Annotated in this window: 16 protein-coding genes; 7 read left to right on the top strand and 9 right to left on the bottom strand. The window is 72.7% G+C overall.

The features are described from left to right. Positions 1-488: 488 nt before the first annotated feature. The 6 genes from ACFVQZ_RS15195 to ACFVQZ_RS15170 all read right to left on the bottom strand — a co-directional run bounded on the left by ACFVQZ_RS15195 (position 489) and on the right by ACFVQZ_RS15170 (position 6,140). Positions 489-1,133, bottom strand: a complete 645-nt coding sequence (locus ACFVQZ_RS15195) for a response regulator (RefSeq protein ID WP_383622467.1) — start codon at positions 1,131-1,133, stop codon at positions 489-491. After that, complete coding sequence (locus ACFVQZ_RS15190) at positions 1,126-2,454, bottom strand: sensor histidine kinase (RefSeq protein ID WP_383622464.1); 1,329 nt, start codon at positions 2,452-2,454, stop codon at positions 1,126-1,128. The genes ACFVQZ_RS15195 and ACFVQZ_RS15190 overlap by 8 nt, the downstream gene beginning before the upstream one ends. Positions 2,455-2,501: 47 nt before the next feature. Then, a complete protein-coding gene (locus tag ACFVQZ_RS15185; protein WP_383622461.1) occupies positions 2,502-3,311 on the bottom strand; it encodes an ABC transporter permease in 810 nt (269 codons plus the stop codon). A 166-nt stretch (positions 3,312-3,477) separates the two neighbouring features. Continuing rightward, positions 3,478-4,371 (bottom strand): ABC transporter ATP-binding protein, encoded by an 894-nt coding sequence (locus ACFVQZ_RS15180; protein ID WP_383622458.1) that lies wholly within the window; start codon positions 4,369-4,371, stop codon positions 3,478-3,480. 203 nt (positions 4,372-4,574) lie between these two features. Next, positions 4,575-5,396, bottom strand: a complete 822-nt coding sequence (locus ACFVQZ_RS15175; RefSeq protein ID WP_383622455.1) for a hypothetical protein — start codon at positions 5,394-5,396, stop codon at positions 4,575-4,577. A gap of 129 nt (positions 5,397-5,525) precedes the next feature. Then, on the bottom strand, positions 5,526-6,140 hold the full coding sequence (locus tag ACFVQZ_RS15170; RefSeq protein WP_383622452.1) for a TetR/AcrR family transcriptional regulator: 615 nt from the start codon (positions 6,138-6,140) through the stop codon (positions 5,526-5,528). A gap of 119 nt (positions 6,141-6,259) precedes the next feature. Here ACFVQZ_RS15170 and ACFVQZ_RS15165 point away from each other — a divergent pair, with 119 nt between their 5' ends. The 3 genes from ACFVQZ_RS15165 to ACFVQZ_RS15155 all read left to right on the top strand — a co-directional run bounded on the left by ACFVQZ_RS15165 (position 6,260) and on the right by ACFVQZ_RS15155 (position 8,188). Continuing rightward, positions 6,260-6,637, top strand: a complete 378-nt coding sequence (locus ACFVQZ_RS15165; RefSeq protein WP_383622449.1) for a Dabb family protein — start codon at positions 6,260-6,262, stop codon at positions 6,635-6,637. A gap of 64 nt (positions 6,638-6,701) precedes the next feature. After that, complete coding sequence (locus ACFVQZ_RS15160) at positions 6,702-7,169, top strand: HEAT repeat domain-containing protein (protein ID WP_383622446.1); 468 nt, start codon at positions 6,702-6,704, stop codon at positions 7,167-7,169. Between the two features lie 254 nt (positions 7,170-7,423). Beyond that, the gene (locus ACFVQZ_RS15155; protein WP_383622443.1) at positions 7,424-8,188 is read left to right on the top strand and encodes a hypothetical protein; all 765 of its coding nucleotides are present in this window, start codon (positions 7,424-7,426) and stop codon (positions 8,186-8,188) included. A 29-nt stretch (positions 8,189-8,217) separates the two neighbouring features. Here the strand turns inward: ACFVQZ_RS15155 and ACFVQZ_RS15150 are convergent, their stop codons facing one another. Next, complete coding sequence (locus ACFVQZ_RS15150; protein WP_383622440.1) at positions 8,218-8,421, bottom strand: hypothetical protein; 204 nt, start codon at positions 8,419-8,421, stop codon at positions 8,218-8,220. 684 nt (positions 8,422-9,105) lie between these two features. Here ACFVQZ_RS15150 and ACFVQZ_RS15145 point away from each other — a divergent pair. Beyond that, positions 9,106-9,738 (top strand): hypothetical protein, encoded by a 633-nt coding sequence (locus tag ACFVQZ_RS15145; RefSeq protein ID WP_383622980.1) that lies wholly within the window; start codon positions 9,106-9,108, stop codon positions 9,736-9,738. A gap of 121 nt (positions 9,739-9,859) precedes the next feature. Here ACFVQZ_RS15145 and ACFVQZ_RS15140 read toward each other — a convergent pair whose 3' ends face one another. Both ACFVQZ_RS15140 and ACFVQZ_RS15135 read right to left on the bottom strand, forming a co-directional pair. Then, positions 9,860-10,807 (bottom strand): AraC family transcriptional regulator, encoded by a 948-nt coding sequence (locus ACFVQZ_RS15140; RefSeq protein WP_383622438.1) that lies wholly within the window; start codon positions 10,805-10,807, stop codon positions 9,860-9,862. Positions 10,808-10,905: 98 nt separating this feature from the next. Beyond that, complete coding sequence (locus ACFVQZ_RS15135; RefSeq protein WP_383622435.1) at positions 10,906-11,832, bottom strand: NADP-dependent oxidoreductase; 927 nt, start codon at positions 11,830-11,832, stop codon at positions 10,906-10,908. A gap of 372 nt (positions 11,833-12,204) precedes the next feature. Between ACFVQZ_RS15135 and ACFVQZ_RS15130 the strand changes: the two genes are divergently transcribed. The 3 genes from ACFVQZ_RS15130 to ACFVQZ_RS15120 all read left to right on the top strand — a co-directional run bounded on the left by ACFVQZ_RS15130 (position 12,205) and on the right by ACFVQZ_RS15120 (position 15,356). Beyond that, positions 12,205-13,098, top strand: a complete 894-nt coding sequence (locus ACFVQZ_RS15130) for an alpha/beta fold hydrolase (RefSeq protein ID WP_383622432.1) — start codon at positions 12,205-12,207, stop codon at positions 13,096-13,098. A 65-nt stretch (positions 13,099-13,163) separates the two neighbouring features. Continuing rightward, positions 13,164-14,798 carry an AMP-binding protein gene (locus ACFVQZ_RS15125; RefSeq protein WP_383622430.1) on the top strand — a complete coding sequence of 545 codons (1,635 nt, stop codon included), beginning with the start codon at positions 13,164-13,166 and terminating at the stop codon, positions 14,796-14,798. A 141-nt stretch (positions 14,799-14,939) separates the two neighbouring features. Further along, a complete protein-coding gene (locus ACFVQZ_RS15120; RefSeq protein WP_383622428.1) occupies positions 14,940-15,356 on the top strand; it encodes a hypothetical protein in 417 nt (138 codons plus the stop codon). Positions 15,357-15,429: the final 73 nt, after the last annotated feature.

The raw sequence follows: 15,429 nt of genomic DNA, 5'->3' as shown, positions 1-15,429 counted from the left end.
TCCGGCCAGCGGCGCGAACGGCGCCCGCGGTCGGCCAGCGCAGTATCCGAGGTCATCAGCCCGGTGATCAACGCCGGTGGGGGAACGGCGCGTTGGAGCACATGGTTTCCGGCCACGCCGGAGGCGGTGAGTGAGATGGGGTGACGACAGGTGTGTGACGAACGTGTGACACCCGTGCGCTGCCTGTGCGACAGCGGCGCCGGCGGGAGCGTCGGGACCCCAGGTACGGAGGGGATTTGCGGGTGCGGAGCCGCCCCGACCGGAGCGCCTCTCTCCGATTGGCCGTATCCGGCCGTCCGTGGCAGGAGGCTTTGGTCCCCTCGTACGGAGTGCCCGCGGACGGACGGACGTGGCGACAGGGCGGCGACGGTGAACACGGCTTCACGAGCCGGACGTTGGCAGTCGATGGGGCCGCGGTTCCGGTCGCAGCGGACCGGCACCCGCCCCCTCGGCCGCACTGGGTCAGCCCCCCGTCTCAGGAGGACAGGTCAGCCGCGCCCGAGGATCCCGCGGTCGTAACCGGCGGCGACGGCCGCCGCCCGGTCCTTGACGGCGAGCTTGGCGTAGATGTGCGTGAGGTGGGTCTTCACCGTCGCCTCGCTGATGAAGAGCTCGGCGGCGATCGCGCGGTTGGAGGTGCCCCGGGCGACCAGGACGAGGATCTCGCGTTCGCGGGCCGACAGGGTGTCGTCGACGGGCCCCGCGGGCGGCCGTCGTACGGCGGTGACGAGGCGGGTAGCGACGGCGGGGGAGAGGACGGTACGGCCTTCGGCGGCGGCCCGCACCGCCGCGAACAGCTCCTCGCGGGGCGCGTCCTTGAGGAGGTAGCCGGTCGCGCCGGCCTCGAGGGCGGGGAGGGTGTCGGCGTCCGTGTCGTACGTCGTGAGCACGAGGACCCGGGCGCGGGCGCCGTGCCGGGCGAGGGCGGCGATGGCGTCGACGCCGCCGCCCGCCGGCATCCGCAGGTCCATGAGGACGACGTCCGGGTCGAGGCGGAGGGCGAGTTCGACGCCCTCCACGCCCCCGGACGCCTCGCCGAGGACGCGGAAGCCGGGGTCGGCGTCGAACATGCCGCGCAGGCCGTCCCGGACGACGGGGTGGTCGTCGACGAGGAGCACGGTGATCTCAGTCATGGCGGGCCAACGGTACGCGAACGGAGACCGCCGTGCCCTCACCCACGGCGGACTCGATCTCCACCCGCCCGGCGAGGCGGGCGGCGCGGGCCCGCATGCCGGCGAGCCCGAAGCCGCCGCGGGAGCCGGGAGGGCTGGGGAAGTCAGCGGAACCGGCGGCCGGCGGCGCGTCCGGGGCGAAGCCGCGTCCGTCGTCGCGGATGTCGAGGACGACCTCGTCGCCCATGTACGAGAGGGTGACTCCGGCCCGGCCGGCCCCGGAGTGGCGTTCGGCGTTGGCCAGCGCCTCCTGGGCGATGCGCAGCAGGGTGGCGGCGACCTCGTCGTGGAGGGGGTGGACGGTGCCGGTCGCGGTGAACCGGGCGGTTATGCCCGTGCGTTCGGCCCACGCGGCGACGGTCTTCTCCAGCGCGTCGGGCAGGGTGTCGTGCTCCAGGGCGACGGGAGAGAGGTTCTGCACGGAGCGGCGGGCCTCGCCGAGGCTGTGCCGGGCGAGCGCGGCGGCCCGCTCGTGATGGACGCGCGCCTGACCCGCGTCGGCGGTGTCGGCGGCCTGCAACTGGGCGATGATGCCGATGAGTCCCTGCGCGAGGGTGTCGTGGATCTCGGCGGCGAGCCTGCGCCGTTCGTCGGCGACGCCGGCCTCCCGCGCCTGGAGGACGAGTTGGGCGTGCAGGACGGCGTTCTCGGCGAGCGCCTGTTCCAGACGGGCGTTGGTGCGGGCGAGTTGGGCGATGGTCGCGGCGCGCTCGGCGGCCTTCTCGGTCTCCTTGGCGCCGAGGTGCGCCAGGCCGATGGCGAGACCGGCGTTGAGGAGGAAGAGGGCGACGAACGCCACCCATTGGAGCGCGGACTGCGGCGGGAGCCCGCCGGACTGGGAACCGGCCAGGGTGAGGGCGACGACGAGCAGCCCGGACCGCACGTACAGCGGGCGGGGCGGCAGGAGGGCGACCGCGTCGAAGTAGCCGACACAGGCGAAGACGGCGAAGAACGGATTTAGCCAGGTGAGGGCGAACGCGAGCGCCGTACGCAGCACGAAATAGCCGACGGACGCGGGCCCCGGCGCGCCCGCGACGAACCCGCCCGCGCCGCCGGCGCCCTCGCCCCCGGACGGCGGTACGGACGCCTCACGGGCGTGCCGGCACAGCTGGAGGACGAGGACCGCGACGACCAGGCCGCCGGCGACGGCCGTCTCGGCCCCGGTCATCAGCTCGCTCGCGGTGACGCCGGCGAGCGCCGTGGCGACGCCGAGGAGCACGTACGGCCCCCAGCGGTAGAACTGGCGATACCGCTCCTCGACCGTCGCCGCCCGACCCGCCATCCCCACCCCTCTCCGTACCCGACCGTTGCTCCCGTGCGCCCCCTCCGTCACTCCCAGCGGAAGCGGCGGATCGCGGTCGCCGTCAGGACGACCACCCAGAAGGCCATCACCCCGACCGCCGGCAGGCTCGGCCAGCCGCCGCGCGCCGCCTCGTCGAGCGCCTGCGAGGCGGCACCGTACGGCGCGAACTCCACGATCTGCCGCAGCGTATCCGGCATGGCCTGGACGGGCACCCAGACGCCGGCCGTGAACATGGACGGGAAGAAGACGGCCGTGCCGACGGCGGTGGCGATCTTCTGCGTACGGGACACCGCGCAGACCGTCGCGCCGAGCGCGAGCGCGCCCGCGACGGCGAGGAGCAGCGCGCCGAGGTAGCCGGGGAGGTTCGCGGGCAGGGCGACGCCGAAGGCGATCCGGCCGACGGCGACGACCAGCAGCGCTGAGACCAGCGCGGCGCCGGCGTGCAGCACGAGCTGGGCGGTGAGCAGGGCGGCCGGACGCACCGGGGTGGCGGACATGCGGCGCAGGATGCCGCGCTCGCGGTAGCCGGCGAGGACCGGCGGCATGGCCTGGAGTCCCGCCATGATCAGGGCGAAGAGGACGGAGGTGGGCACGTAGAGGTCGATCACGCGGCGGCCCCCGAGGTCAGGTGAGGCCTCCCGGAAGGACGGGATGAGCCCGAGGATCACCAGGAGCACGGTTGGGGAGACCATCACCCAGAACAGGGAGCCGGGCTCGCGGGCGAAGAGGCGGGCCTCGGTGACGAGGACGGCGCGGGTGGCGGAGACCGGTGCGGTGGTACGGGGGCGAGGGCGGGGTCGGGGGAGGGGGCCGGGACTGGTACGCGTACTGGCCATGGGGCGGCTCCTGTCGGGGCGACGGGCGGGCTGGGGGGCGATGGTGGTGGCGGGGCTCGCCCTGGCGGCACCGGACCGCCGTGCGCGCCTGCGATGAGGCGGGGCGGACTTCGGCCTGCCGCAGGGCAGCCGACGGCGGTCGGTCGGTCGGTCGCGAACGGAACGCTCAGGAGGTGAGGTCGAGGTAGGCGTCGTCGAGGGTGGTGTCGGTGATGCGGAGCCCGCGGGCGGTGACGGCGCGGCGGGCGAGCAGCGACACGAAGGCGTCGACGGTGGCGTCCGAACCGGTCACCATGGTGCGGCCGTCGCGCGTGGTCACGTCGGCGGCGCCGGGCAGGGCGGTGAGTTCGGCCGTCTCCAGCGGGCTGTCCGCGGCGAAGGAGATCACCCGGGCGGTGGCGGACCGCCCGATGAGCCCGGCGGGGGTGTCGAGGGCCGTGACCCGGCCGCGATCGATCACCGCGATCCTGTCGCAGAGCCGCTGCGCCTCCTCCATGACGTGGGTGACGAGGAGGACGGTGACACCTCCCGCGCGGATGGACTCGACGAGCGCCCACGTGTCGCGGCGGGCCCGGGGGTCGAGCCCGGTGGTGAGTTCGTCGAGGACGACGGCACGGGGGTCGCCGACGAGCGCCAGCGCGATGAACAGCCGCTGCTTCTGGCCGCCGGACAACTTCGCGAACCGCGCGTCCAGATGGGCGTCGAGCCCGAGCCGCTCGGCGAGCGCGCGCCAGTCGGCGGGCCGCTCGTAGAAGGAGGCGTACAGCTCCAGCGCCTCCCGGACGGTGATCTTGGCCTGGAGCTCGCTCTGCTGGAGCTGGACGCCGAGCAGCCGGGTGATCCGGTCGTGGTCGGCGACGGGGTCGAGACCCGCCACTCGCACCACACCCGAGTCGGCGGTCCGCAGTCCCGCGACGCATTCGACGGTGGTGGTCTTGCCGGCGCCGTTGGACCCGAGGATCCCGAAGATCTCCCCCTCGTCCACGCGGAAGGAGACACCGTCGACGGCCGCCCGCTCCCCGTACGCCTTACGCAGGTCCCGCACTTCAATCATCGGCATGCCCCCACGATCGCCTCCGGCACACCCCGCCCGGCATCACCCGACCCGCTCGACCTGGGATCAACCGATCGGTTGACCCGGCTACGACCGCCGGCTGCCGTCGGCACGCCTCTCGGCCCCCGCCTGCGACCCACTGCACCCCCTCGCGAACAGGGGGACCGCACCGCTCCCACTACGACCCCACCCACGGTCGCCGCGGGAACTCACACCGACGGAACGACGGCTTCGCCTCTCCACCCGTCCGGCCGACCGGCCAGGATCCCCCGGATCTCCTCCAGAAACCCCGGGTAGTGCTCTCCGCACGTGTGCAGCGCATGCCACACCGCGTCCAGAACCGCCTTGAGCGGGGAGGGGTCGGCGGCGGCGACGACGGCGGGCAGAGCGAAGTGCGGCTGTGAGATCGGCCCCCTGACCTGCGGCGTGCGCGCGGGGTGCGTCAGCGCCGCTGGAGTGACGGTGGCAGGAACGTGTCCGACGTCCGTGCGTGCCGCCGACAACTTGTCTCCGGGCACCGCCGGCGAGGGACCTTCCGGCATCCGCCCGAGTTCGTAGTGCTGCGCGCCGTCGTCCCCCGGCCGCGAGGCCGGGATCCATGCCCATCCGGCGGGCGTCGGGGGAAAGTAGGGCGGTCGTTCGGGCGGTACCGCCCCGCGCACCAGCGGACCCGCCGGGAACGGAGTGGCGTTCAGCCTCTCCCGCATCCGCGAGGCGTCATCGAACGGCGGCGGAAGCGGACGTCCCTCCGCCAGCGCGGCGAGCGCCCCGGCGACCCACGGCACGGTGGTCAGACCGGCCGCCTCACAGGCCCGACGCGCCGCCAGCAGCGCCACGGAACGCTGTACGTCGGCCCCCACGCCATCAAGGGCGTGCACCAGGTCGCTGTCGAACTCGAGCAGGCCGAGGACATTGCTTTCCCGCACGGCGCGGAGGCTCTCGCTCGGCAGCCTCCCGCCCCACTGCCACCTCTCGTAGTGCAACCGCCGCTCCTCGGCGGCCCGTTCGTCGTCAGTGACCGGCCCGTGCACAGGGCACCTCCTCGCTCGGACGGCATGACGAATCCCGCGCGTCTGCCGGACCTGCCGTCACCTGCTCCGCATCATGCCGCAGGGCACTGACACGCAGCTCCGGGGCAACGGCGAGCCGGGTGCCGGCTCTCATCCCCCGTAAGCACGCAGGAAGACGCCCACGGCTGCGTCGGCATCGGCGGCGGCGGTCTCCGGGACGCGGCCGGGGCCGGGGCGGTACTCCAGCGAGCCGGTGACCAGCGAGAGGAAGTGTTCGGCGGCGAGATCCGGGTCGCACCGGCCGAGGCGGCCGTCGAGGGAGAGCCGGGCCAGACGGTCGGCGAGGGCGGAGCGCACCCGCAAGGTCGTACGCTCACGCACCCCCGTCGCCAGGTCGGGGAACTGCGCCGCCTGCGCCCAGGCCAACTGCCTGACGGCGAGGGCGTCCGCGGCGCCGAACACCTCCAGCAGCTCGCGGGCCACTGCCGTGAGCGCGGCGTGCGGATCGGCATCCGCGGCAGCCCCGCGCAACCGCTCGACGACAGCGACGCCGCGGGCGCCGATCCGCTCGGCGACGGCCTCGACGGCCTCGCGGTAGAGGCTTTCCTTGTCGTCCAGATGGTTGTACACGGTCGGCTTGGCCACGCCCGCCTCCTGGGCGATCTCCTTCACGCACGCCTGGGCGTACCCTCGCCGCGCGAAGACCGTGAACGCGCCGTCCAGGATCGCCTGCCGCCGCTCGGCCATCCCACGAGCCGTACGCACGACCCCAGTTGACACTTCTGAACCCATGGGTTCAGTGTATCTTCTGAACCAACTGGATCAGTTTTCTTAACTAATGGGTTCAATTCCATCAGGAAGGCGGCAAGCCCGTGATCGTTCACATGCTGCGTTTTGCGTTCAAGGAGACCGCGACCGAGGAGGACCGCGAGCACGTGCTCGCGGTGATACGGCGGACGGCCTCCGTCGAGTCGGTGTCCTTCTCCACGGTGGGCCGGATACTCAGCGACTCCGACGGCTTCACCCACGCCTGCTGCGTCGGCATCGCCGACCTGCCGGCCCTGCGGCGGTACATGCACGATCCGGTGCACCTGGCCGGTGACCCGCAGATCATGCCCTACCTGGAAAGGATCGCCATCGGCCCGGACCTGTCCGACGACATGACGCCCACCCTGGCCCGCGACATCCTCGCCCTGCACGAGGAGAAGGTCGCGCTCTACCCGCAGTGGGCCGCCGAACTCGGCCCCTTGCTCGCCTCATGACATGACCCGACGCCTCGCGATACATCACGGCCCTGGGCGCAGCTGCCGGGCGCCGGTGTGCCTGATGGCGGTCACAGAGCCTGCTTGCGAGGTGCTCGCGCACTTCGGTGAGTCCGACGGCGGAGTCCTGGCGCCGCGGCTGCTCCGGGACGCCATGGAGCGGCGCGACGCGGACGACGTGGAGATGGCGTTCATCGTCCACGCCTCCGCCGACGCCTCGGTCGAGGATTTCCGGGATCCGCTGATCGAGCTGCTCCCTGCCGAATGGCACCGGGAACACGAGGACATCGTGTCCATGCTGGGCGAACTCCGCTCGCCCGAGACGCTGCCGACCCTGGCCCTGGCGACGCGCTGGGTACCCGAGCACCTGGGGTGGGACGAACACCGGGCACTCGCGGTGAAGGCGATCTGGGCTCTCGGCGCCATCCCGGGCGTCAGGTCCCGTGACATTCTCCAGGACTTGCGCGACGACGAGAACGAGATCGTCCGTGAGAACGCGACCAAGCAGCTCGCACGCCGCGGCGAGCTCTGACCGCCCACCTGGGCACGTCCGCGCGGAACGCCTGAGCCGTGTCCTTCCTGGGCGCAGCCCTCAGGATGCCGACACGGCGGCCAGGCGCCGATCCGGTGACTTCCCGACTCAGGAGGACGTTCACAGCACCATGGACCGGCCTGGCAGGCGGATCGGGAGGAGACGGTGAGGGGGCGTCCAGGAGCACGCTAGGCTGCGAATCCTCGGCTGACGGGGGGCGTGGGATGAGGCAGCGGGGGACAGGGGTGGCGGTCGTGCTCAGCGCGGCCCTGGCGGTTCTTGCCGGCTGCGGCTCCAAGACCGCCAGCACCGAAACGGAGACAACAGAGGCGGCCACCGCCGCCACCTGGACGCTCGCCGCTCCCATACGTGTCGACGGCGTCCGTACCGCCGACGGCGGCCGCTCCCTGGTCGTCGACGCCGAAGTACCCGACGGCACCCGCGCCTGCGTCCGCGACGTGCGCGGCGAGCTCGACACCATCGCGCACGGCACGGTGTACGTGTCGGTGACGTACGAGACCCCTGCGCTGGACCAGCGCTCCGGCTGCACCGGTACGCGGCGGGTCAAGGCGACGGTGAAGCTGGGCGAACCCCTCGGCTCCCGCAAGGTCATGGTGAACAGCATGGACGTGTACACCCCCGCCGGCGCCGCCCCTCCCGCCCTGCGGCGGTGCGGTGAGAACGGCTGCGACCCCACGCCGCCGCGTTGCACCCCGGCCTCGTACCAGCAGGCGGTCAACGACACGGACATCCCCCGGCACACGAGCTGGGAGGAACGCGGCTGCGACGACACGTGGCTGGTGCTGGACCTCTCGACCCGCATGGGACCGGTCTGCGGGGACCCCGGCGACGGATGCTCCTCCGCCGGTCTCTCCCAGCGCTGGTTCTACCGGGCCAAGCCCTCGGGCTGGCTGCCGGTCGCCATGAACGGCGACGCGGGCTGCGCCGGGATCCACAAGACCCTGCCGGAACTCCCCGACCGCCTCTGCGCGTCACTGCCGCCCCTCGATCGCGACTGATCCCCCGCAGGTCCGGTCACGACCGGACCTCATCCCGCAGAAGGCCCCGGATCGAGTTCGGGCGGTGCGGGAGTCGCTGCGGTGGGGTTCGGGCGCCAGGTGGCGGTGAAGGGGAATTCGTTGCCCACCCACAGGACGCCGGCCGGCTCGGGTGGCATGGTCCAGCGCGGCGGGTCGAACGGGTCGACCTCGACGGGATGGTGGATGAACGTGTCGCCGAAGTCGAACTGCACGCAGGCGCTCGACGAGACCGTGCCACGCTCTGATCCGCGCGGTCGTCCCCTGCTGAGGGCTGTGGGTGAGCACTTCGACCAACGCGACCGGCGTGCCCTTGTCGTCGACGACGGTCCAGTCCGGTGTCAGCGATCCCCAACGCCGTTCGAACTCCACGCCGAAACCGCGACGCGGCAGCGCCGCGCCAGCGGCGGGCTCGATGACGTCGGGCCAGAAGTTCTGGTCCCGCCAAAGGTGGGCGGCGAAGACGGAGGCCTCCGCCTGAGGAAGGCGGCCGAGTCGAGCTGATCGTCCAGCCAGGCGCGCCAGGGCTCGTACTCGTCCAGCACGGCCAGGTCGTAGAAGAGCATCCGGTTCTCTGGCGGGCGCTTGCCCTAACGACTGCGCTGGTCGGCGACGAACTCCGGGCCGAAGCGCCGGAGGCGAGGGGCGGTGTTCATGCCCCGGGATTCTCCGGCTCCCAGCCGCCGCACGCACCCGGATTGCCGAATCGGCGTGCCCACCGAACCGGCCGGAGGGAGCCCGCTGCGTTGCGGGAGGCCCGCGCGACGGAAGGGCGCCGCAGCTGACGGATCCGGCGCCGCCCCGTCGGGAAGCTCACCACAGCTGCCCCGCTGGCGACCATCGAGGAATACGGAGGCGGTCCGGGCCGGGAATGCGGAACACTCCACCGGGTGATCACGATGCAGCCCGTCCTGGAGATGTGCACCCCTGACGGCTTCGACCTCTGGCCCGTCGTACAGGTCGAAGCCTCCGGCTACATGCCTCTCCACGGCGAACTCTCACCCGCTGAGGTCGGGACGGCGGTGATGCGCATCGCCGCCAGCAACGAGTCCGCCGTCGACAGCACCCACCCTCCCGGTTCGGGCGACGCTCTCGACGCGTTCCTTCACGGACTGCTCACCCTCGACCCCCTCTTCGCGCCCGGCGGTCTACAAGTCACCGACACGTCCACCGGAGTCACCTTCCTCCCCGGCTGCTGCGACGGGCTGGAGGACTGGCGCGACTGGCACCGGTTCGCCGACAGCGGCGGCTTCCTCGGGTTCGGCCACGACCCCGTCTCACCGGTCGCGGAGCGATGTGGCGACACCGTCCGGCTCACCGTCAACGCCGACCAGACCGACAGCCCGGCGGTCGAGCTGCCGGTCGCCGAACTCCGCGACCTCCTCGTCCGCGCCGAGCACGACCTCGCCGACTTCCTGTCCCTGGCCGCCGACTGGACGTCCAGGCACCTGCCCCGTCACTGCGCTCCCGTCACCGCCGCCCTCGCCCGCGTCCTCGACCTTCCCGCCCCGCCCGTACCGCCGCGGCCGTAGGACGGCGGCACAGCAGCGTGCGCGAGCGGGGCGCTCGTGCTGAGGTGGCCTCCGCACCCCGCCGGCAGGTCACTCACCGCGATGGCCCGTGCCTCCGGCGATCCCCGGTGGCGGGCTCCGGTCAGGCAGCCGAACGCACCTCACGCCGGTAGCGGCCCGGGGCCTGTCCGTACGCGCGCTTGAACGCCTTGGCGAAGGCGTACTCGGACGCGTAACCGGTGTGCGCGGCGACCGTCGCGAGGGGGTCCTCGGACTCCCGCAGCAGCCGTGCGGCGGTCGTCATGCGCCAGCGCGTCACGTACGCCATGGGCGGTTCGCCGACCAGGTCGCTGAACCGGCGGGCGAAGGCGGCCCGGGACAGGCCCGCGCGGGTGGCCAGCGATTCCACGGTCCAGGGCGAGCCGGGTTTCCTGTGGATCGCGGCCAGGGCAGGCGCGACCGCCGCGTCACCGAGCGCGGCGGCCCAGCCCTTCGCCCCGGCGGCCGGACGTTCCTCCAGCCAGGCGCGCAGGATGTACAGGAGCAGCGAGTCGATCAGCGCGGGCACGATGCCGCCGGAGCCCGGCCGCGGCAGTTCCAGCTCCGCACGCAACAGCTGGACAGCAGAGGCCAGTTCGGGGTGCCGGTCAGGGTTCGCGGGCAGATGGATGATCTCCGGGAGCTGCCGTACGAGGGGATGGGGCCGGCTCCTGTCGAGGTGGTAGTTCCCGCACAGCAGGTTGGTCAGGGCGCCGTCGCCGCCGACGGTGACCGTGCCGAGCGGCGAGCCGGGGCTGAACTGGGAGGCCCGTTCGACCTCGGCGGGGGTGTCGGGGTGGTCGGCCAGGATGTGACCGCGTCCGTCCCGCAGGAAGACCACGTCACCGGGGCCGAGCGGAAGCGGCGCCTGCTGCGCCGCTTCCTCCAGGGGGTGCAGCGGGACGAGCCAGCACGTACCCGACAGCACCACATGGAACCCCGCGCCGGCCACCGGGGGAAGCCGCAGTCCGAACGGTGCCCGTCCGGTGGTGCGGACGGATACCGGTCGGCCGGTACGCATCGAGGCAAGCACCTCGGTGAGGATGTCCAACTCCCGCCCCTCTCTCCGCCCTTCCGCGCCCATCCCCGCCCTTCTCCGCGGCTCTCGGCGGTCCTCCCGGGCCCTTCTCGCACTCTAGCCCGCCCCGCTCAGGCCACCGTGAGGACGACCTTGCCGCGGGTGCGTCCCGAACCGACCAGCTCATGGGCCTCCGCGGCCTGTTCGAGCGGAAGCGTCGCCGAGACGTGCGGGCGGATGCGGCCGGCGTCGGCCAGGGCCGCGATCGCCTCCAGGGAGGCGTAGTCCGGTTCGACCGAGACCCCGGCGAACCGGCGCCCCTCCTTCTCGACGCGGGCGGCGAGCTCGGTGTTCCAGTGCTCCATGATGCTGACCAGGGTGCCGCCGGGCTTCAGGACGTCGAGCGCGCGCTCGCCCTCGGAGCTGGAGTCGAAGACGACGTCGACGTCCGTGGCCGCTTCTGTGTAGTCGGTGGTGCGGTAGTCGATGACCTCGTCCGCCCCGAGTCCGCGGACGAAGTCGTGGTTGGCGGCGCTCGTCAGGGCGATGACGTGCGCGCCGCGCGCCTTGGCGATCTGCACCGCGAAGTGGCCGACGCCACCGGCCGCCCGGTGGATCAGCACCCGCTGCCCCTCGGCGACCTGGGCCGCGTCGACCAGCCCCTGCCACGCGGTGAGGGCGGCGAGCGGAACGGCAGCGGCCTGCACGTGGTCGAGCGACGCGGGCTTGCGGGCCACCTGTCGCGACGGCACCGCCACGTAGTCGGCGTACCCGGTGGCGGCACGCGGGAAGAACGGCATGCCGAAGACCTCGTCCCCGGGCCTGAAACGCGCACCGGGTCCGGCTTCCTCGACGACACCGGAGATGTCCCAGCCGACGCCGAACGGCGGCTCGCCCAGGAGCGGGTACGCACCGGAACGCACGGCCACGTCGACCGGGTTGACGCCGCTCGCGTGGACGCGGACCAGGACCTCGCCGCCGAGCGGGGCGGGCTTGTCCCTCTCGGCGAGTTCGAGGACCTCGGGGCCGCCGAAGGACTTCTGGATGACAGCGCGCATGGTGAACTCCCTGGTGAAGTGGCGATGGTTGTGGGGATGGGGGAGGGGTTCCGCCCCCCCGTCGACATCCACACTAGGAAGATCGAACGAGATGCTGAATATCCTCCAGTCTTCGAAAGATGTCCGAGCGTCCACGAGCTGTTGAGCGTGCACGCGACCACGGAAGGAGCCGGGACCTCCCCACCGCCCAGCCGCCGCCGCGCGACCGTGCGGAGCACGCGGGCGGAGACGCGGGCGGCGACTTCAAGGCGTACATCCGTCCTCAGCGGCAGGACGCCGACCCGGCTGTCGTACGCGAGGCGGAGGCGGGCGGCACCGGTCACATGATCGCCGGACGCGTGACCTTTGCCGACGGGGCCGGGTTGACCCGGCATGAGTACCGAGAACGTCCGCCACCTGACCTTCGACGGCTTCGGCTACCGGTGCCGGATCGTCGAGAACGCCACCCCCGCCACCGAACCCGTCGTCGTGCTCGGCGGCGCCTTCCAGGACATGTACGCCTACCAGAGGCTCGAAGCGCGCTGGGCCGCTGCGGCGACCGTCGTCAGCGTGGACCTGCCGGGATCGGGAGCGGCCGACGTACTGCCCGCCTCGTACGGCTTCGACTTCCTCACCGGTGCGCTGACGCACCTGCTGGACCGGCTCGGCCTGAGCCGGGTGAACCTCTTCGGGGCCTCCTACGCCGTCCCGATCGCCTACAGCCTGGCCCAGGAACACCCCGAGCGCGTCGCCCGCCTGGTCCTCGCGGGCGCCGCACCCGTGTACCCGCCGGAGCAGCGCACCGCGCTGCGGGAGATGGCCGACGCCCTCGAGTCCGGCGACTCCGCCGCCTACGCCCGGATGAGCATCGCGGCCTTGCTGTCCCCCGGCGAGCGGGACGTCCACAAGCGCGCCGTCGTCACCCGCGTCCTCGCCCGTACGATGGGGTCGGTCACCCACGCCGACATCCCCCGGCACCTGGCCTCCACCCGCCGTGTCATCGACTGGCCGGGGATGCGGCCCGGCGGCATCCGGGACGTTCCGGCCCTGGTCTTCACCGGCGAACACGACAGCCTCACCGTTCCCGACCTCGGACGCGAGGTCGCCGACACCATCGCCGGAAGCGTCTTCACCCTCATCCGGGGCGCCGACCACCTCTGCCATCTCGAACGCCCGGACGCGACATCCCAGTTGATGGATCGCTTCTTCACCGACCAGCCCCTCGACGACCTGCCGTACCTCACGCCCCTCGAACGGCATCTCAGGCCGGCCGCCCTGGTTCCGTGACGCCCCCGCAGCGCCCCACGGCCAGTCCGCCGACGCACGTCGCCCGCCGACCCCAGGAGACAGAGATGTCCGACCTCCGGCCGCCCCGACCGGCCGCCGACCCGCCCTTCGTCCCGTACACCCACGCCATCCTCAGCTCTCTGGCACGCCGTCCCGACCAGCCCGCGCTCCTCTGCCCGGACCGGCGGCGGATCACCGCGGGCGAGCTGCACGACAGCGTCCACCGGCTCGCCCGGGAGCTGATCGCACGCGGCATCCGGCACGGGCAGACCGTCTCGCTGCTCACCGGCAACACCCCCGAGGCGCTCATCGCGCGCTACGCGGCCAACCTGGCCGGCGCGCGGGTGACCCCCCTGTACGCCGGGCTCGCCCCGGACGTCCTGGCCCACCTGGTGCACCTCGCCGACACCGAGCTGCTGCTGGTCGACCCCACGCGGTACGCCGACCTGGACGGGCTGGCGCCGCTGCTCCGTGTGCCGAGCCTCGCGACACTCGGCCCGCCCCCGACCCCGCACTCGCACCCGTACCAGCGCCAGCCCCAGCCCCAGCACCAGCCCCCGCATCCGTACCCACTCCTCGACGACATCTGCGCGGCGGCGACCGAGCGACAGCAACCGCCGGAGACCATCACCCTGCCGCCCGTGCCGGTCGGCGCCGACGACGACTGGTGCATCCGTCACACGGGCGGCACCACGACCGGACTGCCCAAGAGCCTGCAGATGAAACACGGCCCGTATCGCCGCACCCTCGACCACCTGTCCTCCGACACGGACGCTCCGCCCCGCTACCTGGCCTGCACGCCGCTGACCCACTTCGCCGGCCTCTGGGCCGACCTGGCGCTCCTCCAGGGCGGCTCCGTCGTCCTGCAGCCCGCGTTCGACCCCGCCGAAGTCCTCGCGGCGATCGAACGCGAGCGGATCACCCGTCTGTTCCTCCTCCCGCCCCTCCTGCACCAGCTCCTCGACCATCCCGCGCTGGCCACCACCGACACGTCGAGCGTCCGGCAGGTCGCCTACGGAGGCAGCCCGGCGTCGGCGGCCCGGCTGCGGCAGGCCGAAGGCGTCTTCGGCAAGGTGCTGCAGAGCTGGTACGGGCAGAACGAGACGCTCGGACTCACCGAGGTGCGCCCCGAGGAACACGACCGCGTCGGCCGGCACGGGCAGATCACCGTCGGCCGCGCCATGCCCGGCGTCGAACTGCGCATCGTCGACCGGCACGGCGGCGTCCTCCCGGCTGGCCGCGAAGGCGAGATCCACGCGCGCACGTACAGCGCCATGAACGGCTACTGGAAGCAACCCGAGCTGACCGCCCGCGTCCTGGACGACGGCTGGGTGCGCACCGGCGACATCGGATACCTCGACGACGACGGCTACCTGTTCCTCGCCGACCGCGGCGACGACACGATCACCGTCGACGGCGCGCAGGTCTACCCCAGCGAGATCGAGGAGGCGCTGCTGGCCCACCCCGCCGTCGCCGCCTGTGCCGTCTTCGGCTCGCGTGCGCACGAGACGTACGAACGCGTCCACGCCGCCGTCGTGCCCGCCCCCGCCCACAGCCCCGACGCCGACGCGCTCCGCCGCTTCGTCGCCGCCCACAAGAGCGGTCTCCACGTCCCCGACGAGTTCCACATCGTGCAGGCCATCCCCCTCAGCAGCATGCTCAAGCCCGACAAGAACGCACTGCGCCGGACACTCACCTGAACGGAGCGCCCCCTGGCCATGGCTTCCATGCCGGGCTGCGATCCTGCGCGGGACCGCGGTCCGGCCGCCGCCCGGACCGCCGGCGAGAACGCCCGCCCGCAGGTACTGAATCAGGCACGTGGCGAGGGCTAGGCTCCCGGCATGGATGACGACTGGTACGTCCTCATCGAGGAGGACACCCGAACGACCAGACGGGCGGACGGCGTTGAGCTGAGACTGCACCGCTGGCTCCTGGCGGCCACGCACCCGGTCAGCGGCACGGAGGAGCACGTGCGGGCGGTCGCCGAGGACGCCGCACTCCACTACCTGCCGGACGTCCTGGCCAGACACAGCCGGCGCGGCGACACCCCGGCCCGCCGCGCGTTCCTCGCCCCGGACGGCGCCTGGCTGGTCTGGCTGAAACAGCACCACCGCGAGTGCCACATACGCGTGACCACGGCCCGCCTGGTTCACGCGCGAGAAGAGCAGCAGGCACCCGCCAGAACATTCAAGGACAAGCTCCGCGACGCCTTGGACGGCCCCGAACCTCCCAGGACTCCCTGGACCCCCAAGCCATGACCCACGCCTCAACGGGGACCGCACCCGCGCACGCGAGAGACCCATTCCAACTCGGCACGTACGACCGGATGTT

Source organism: Streptomyces sp. NPDC057854, from assembly GCF_042797055.1.
Taxonomy (GTDB): domain Bacteria; phylum Actinomycetota; class Actinomycetes; order Streptomycetales; family Streptomycetaceae; genus Streptomyces.
Note: the sequence above shows the minus strand (reverse complement) of the source record. Positions and strands in the feature narration are given on the sequence as shown.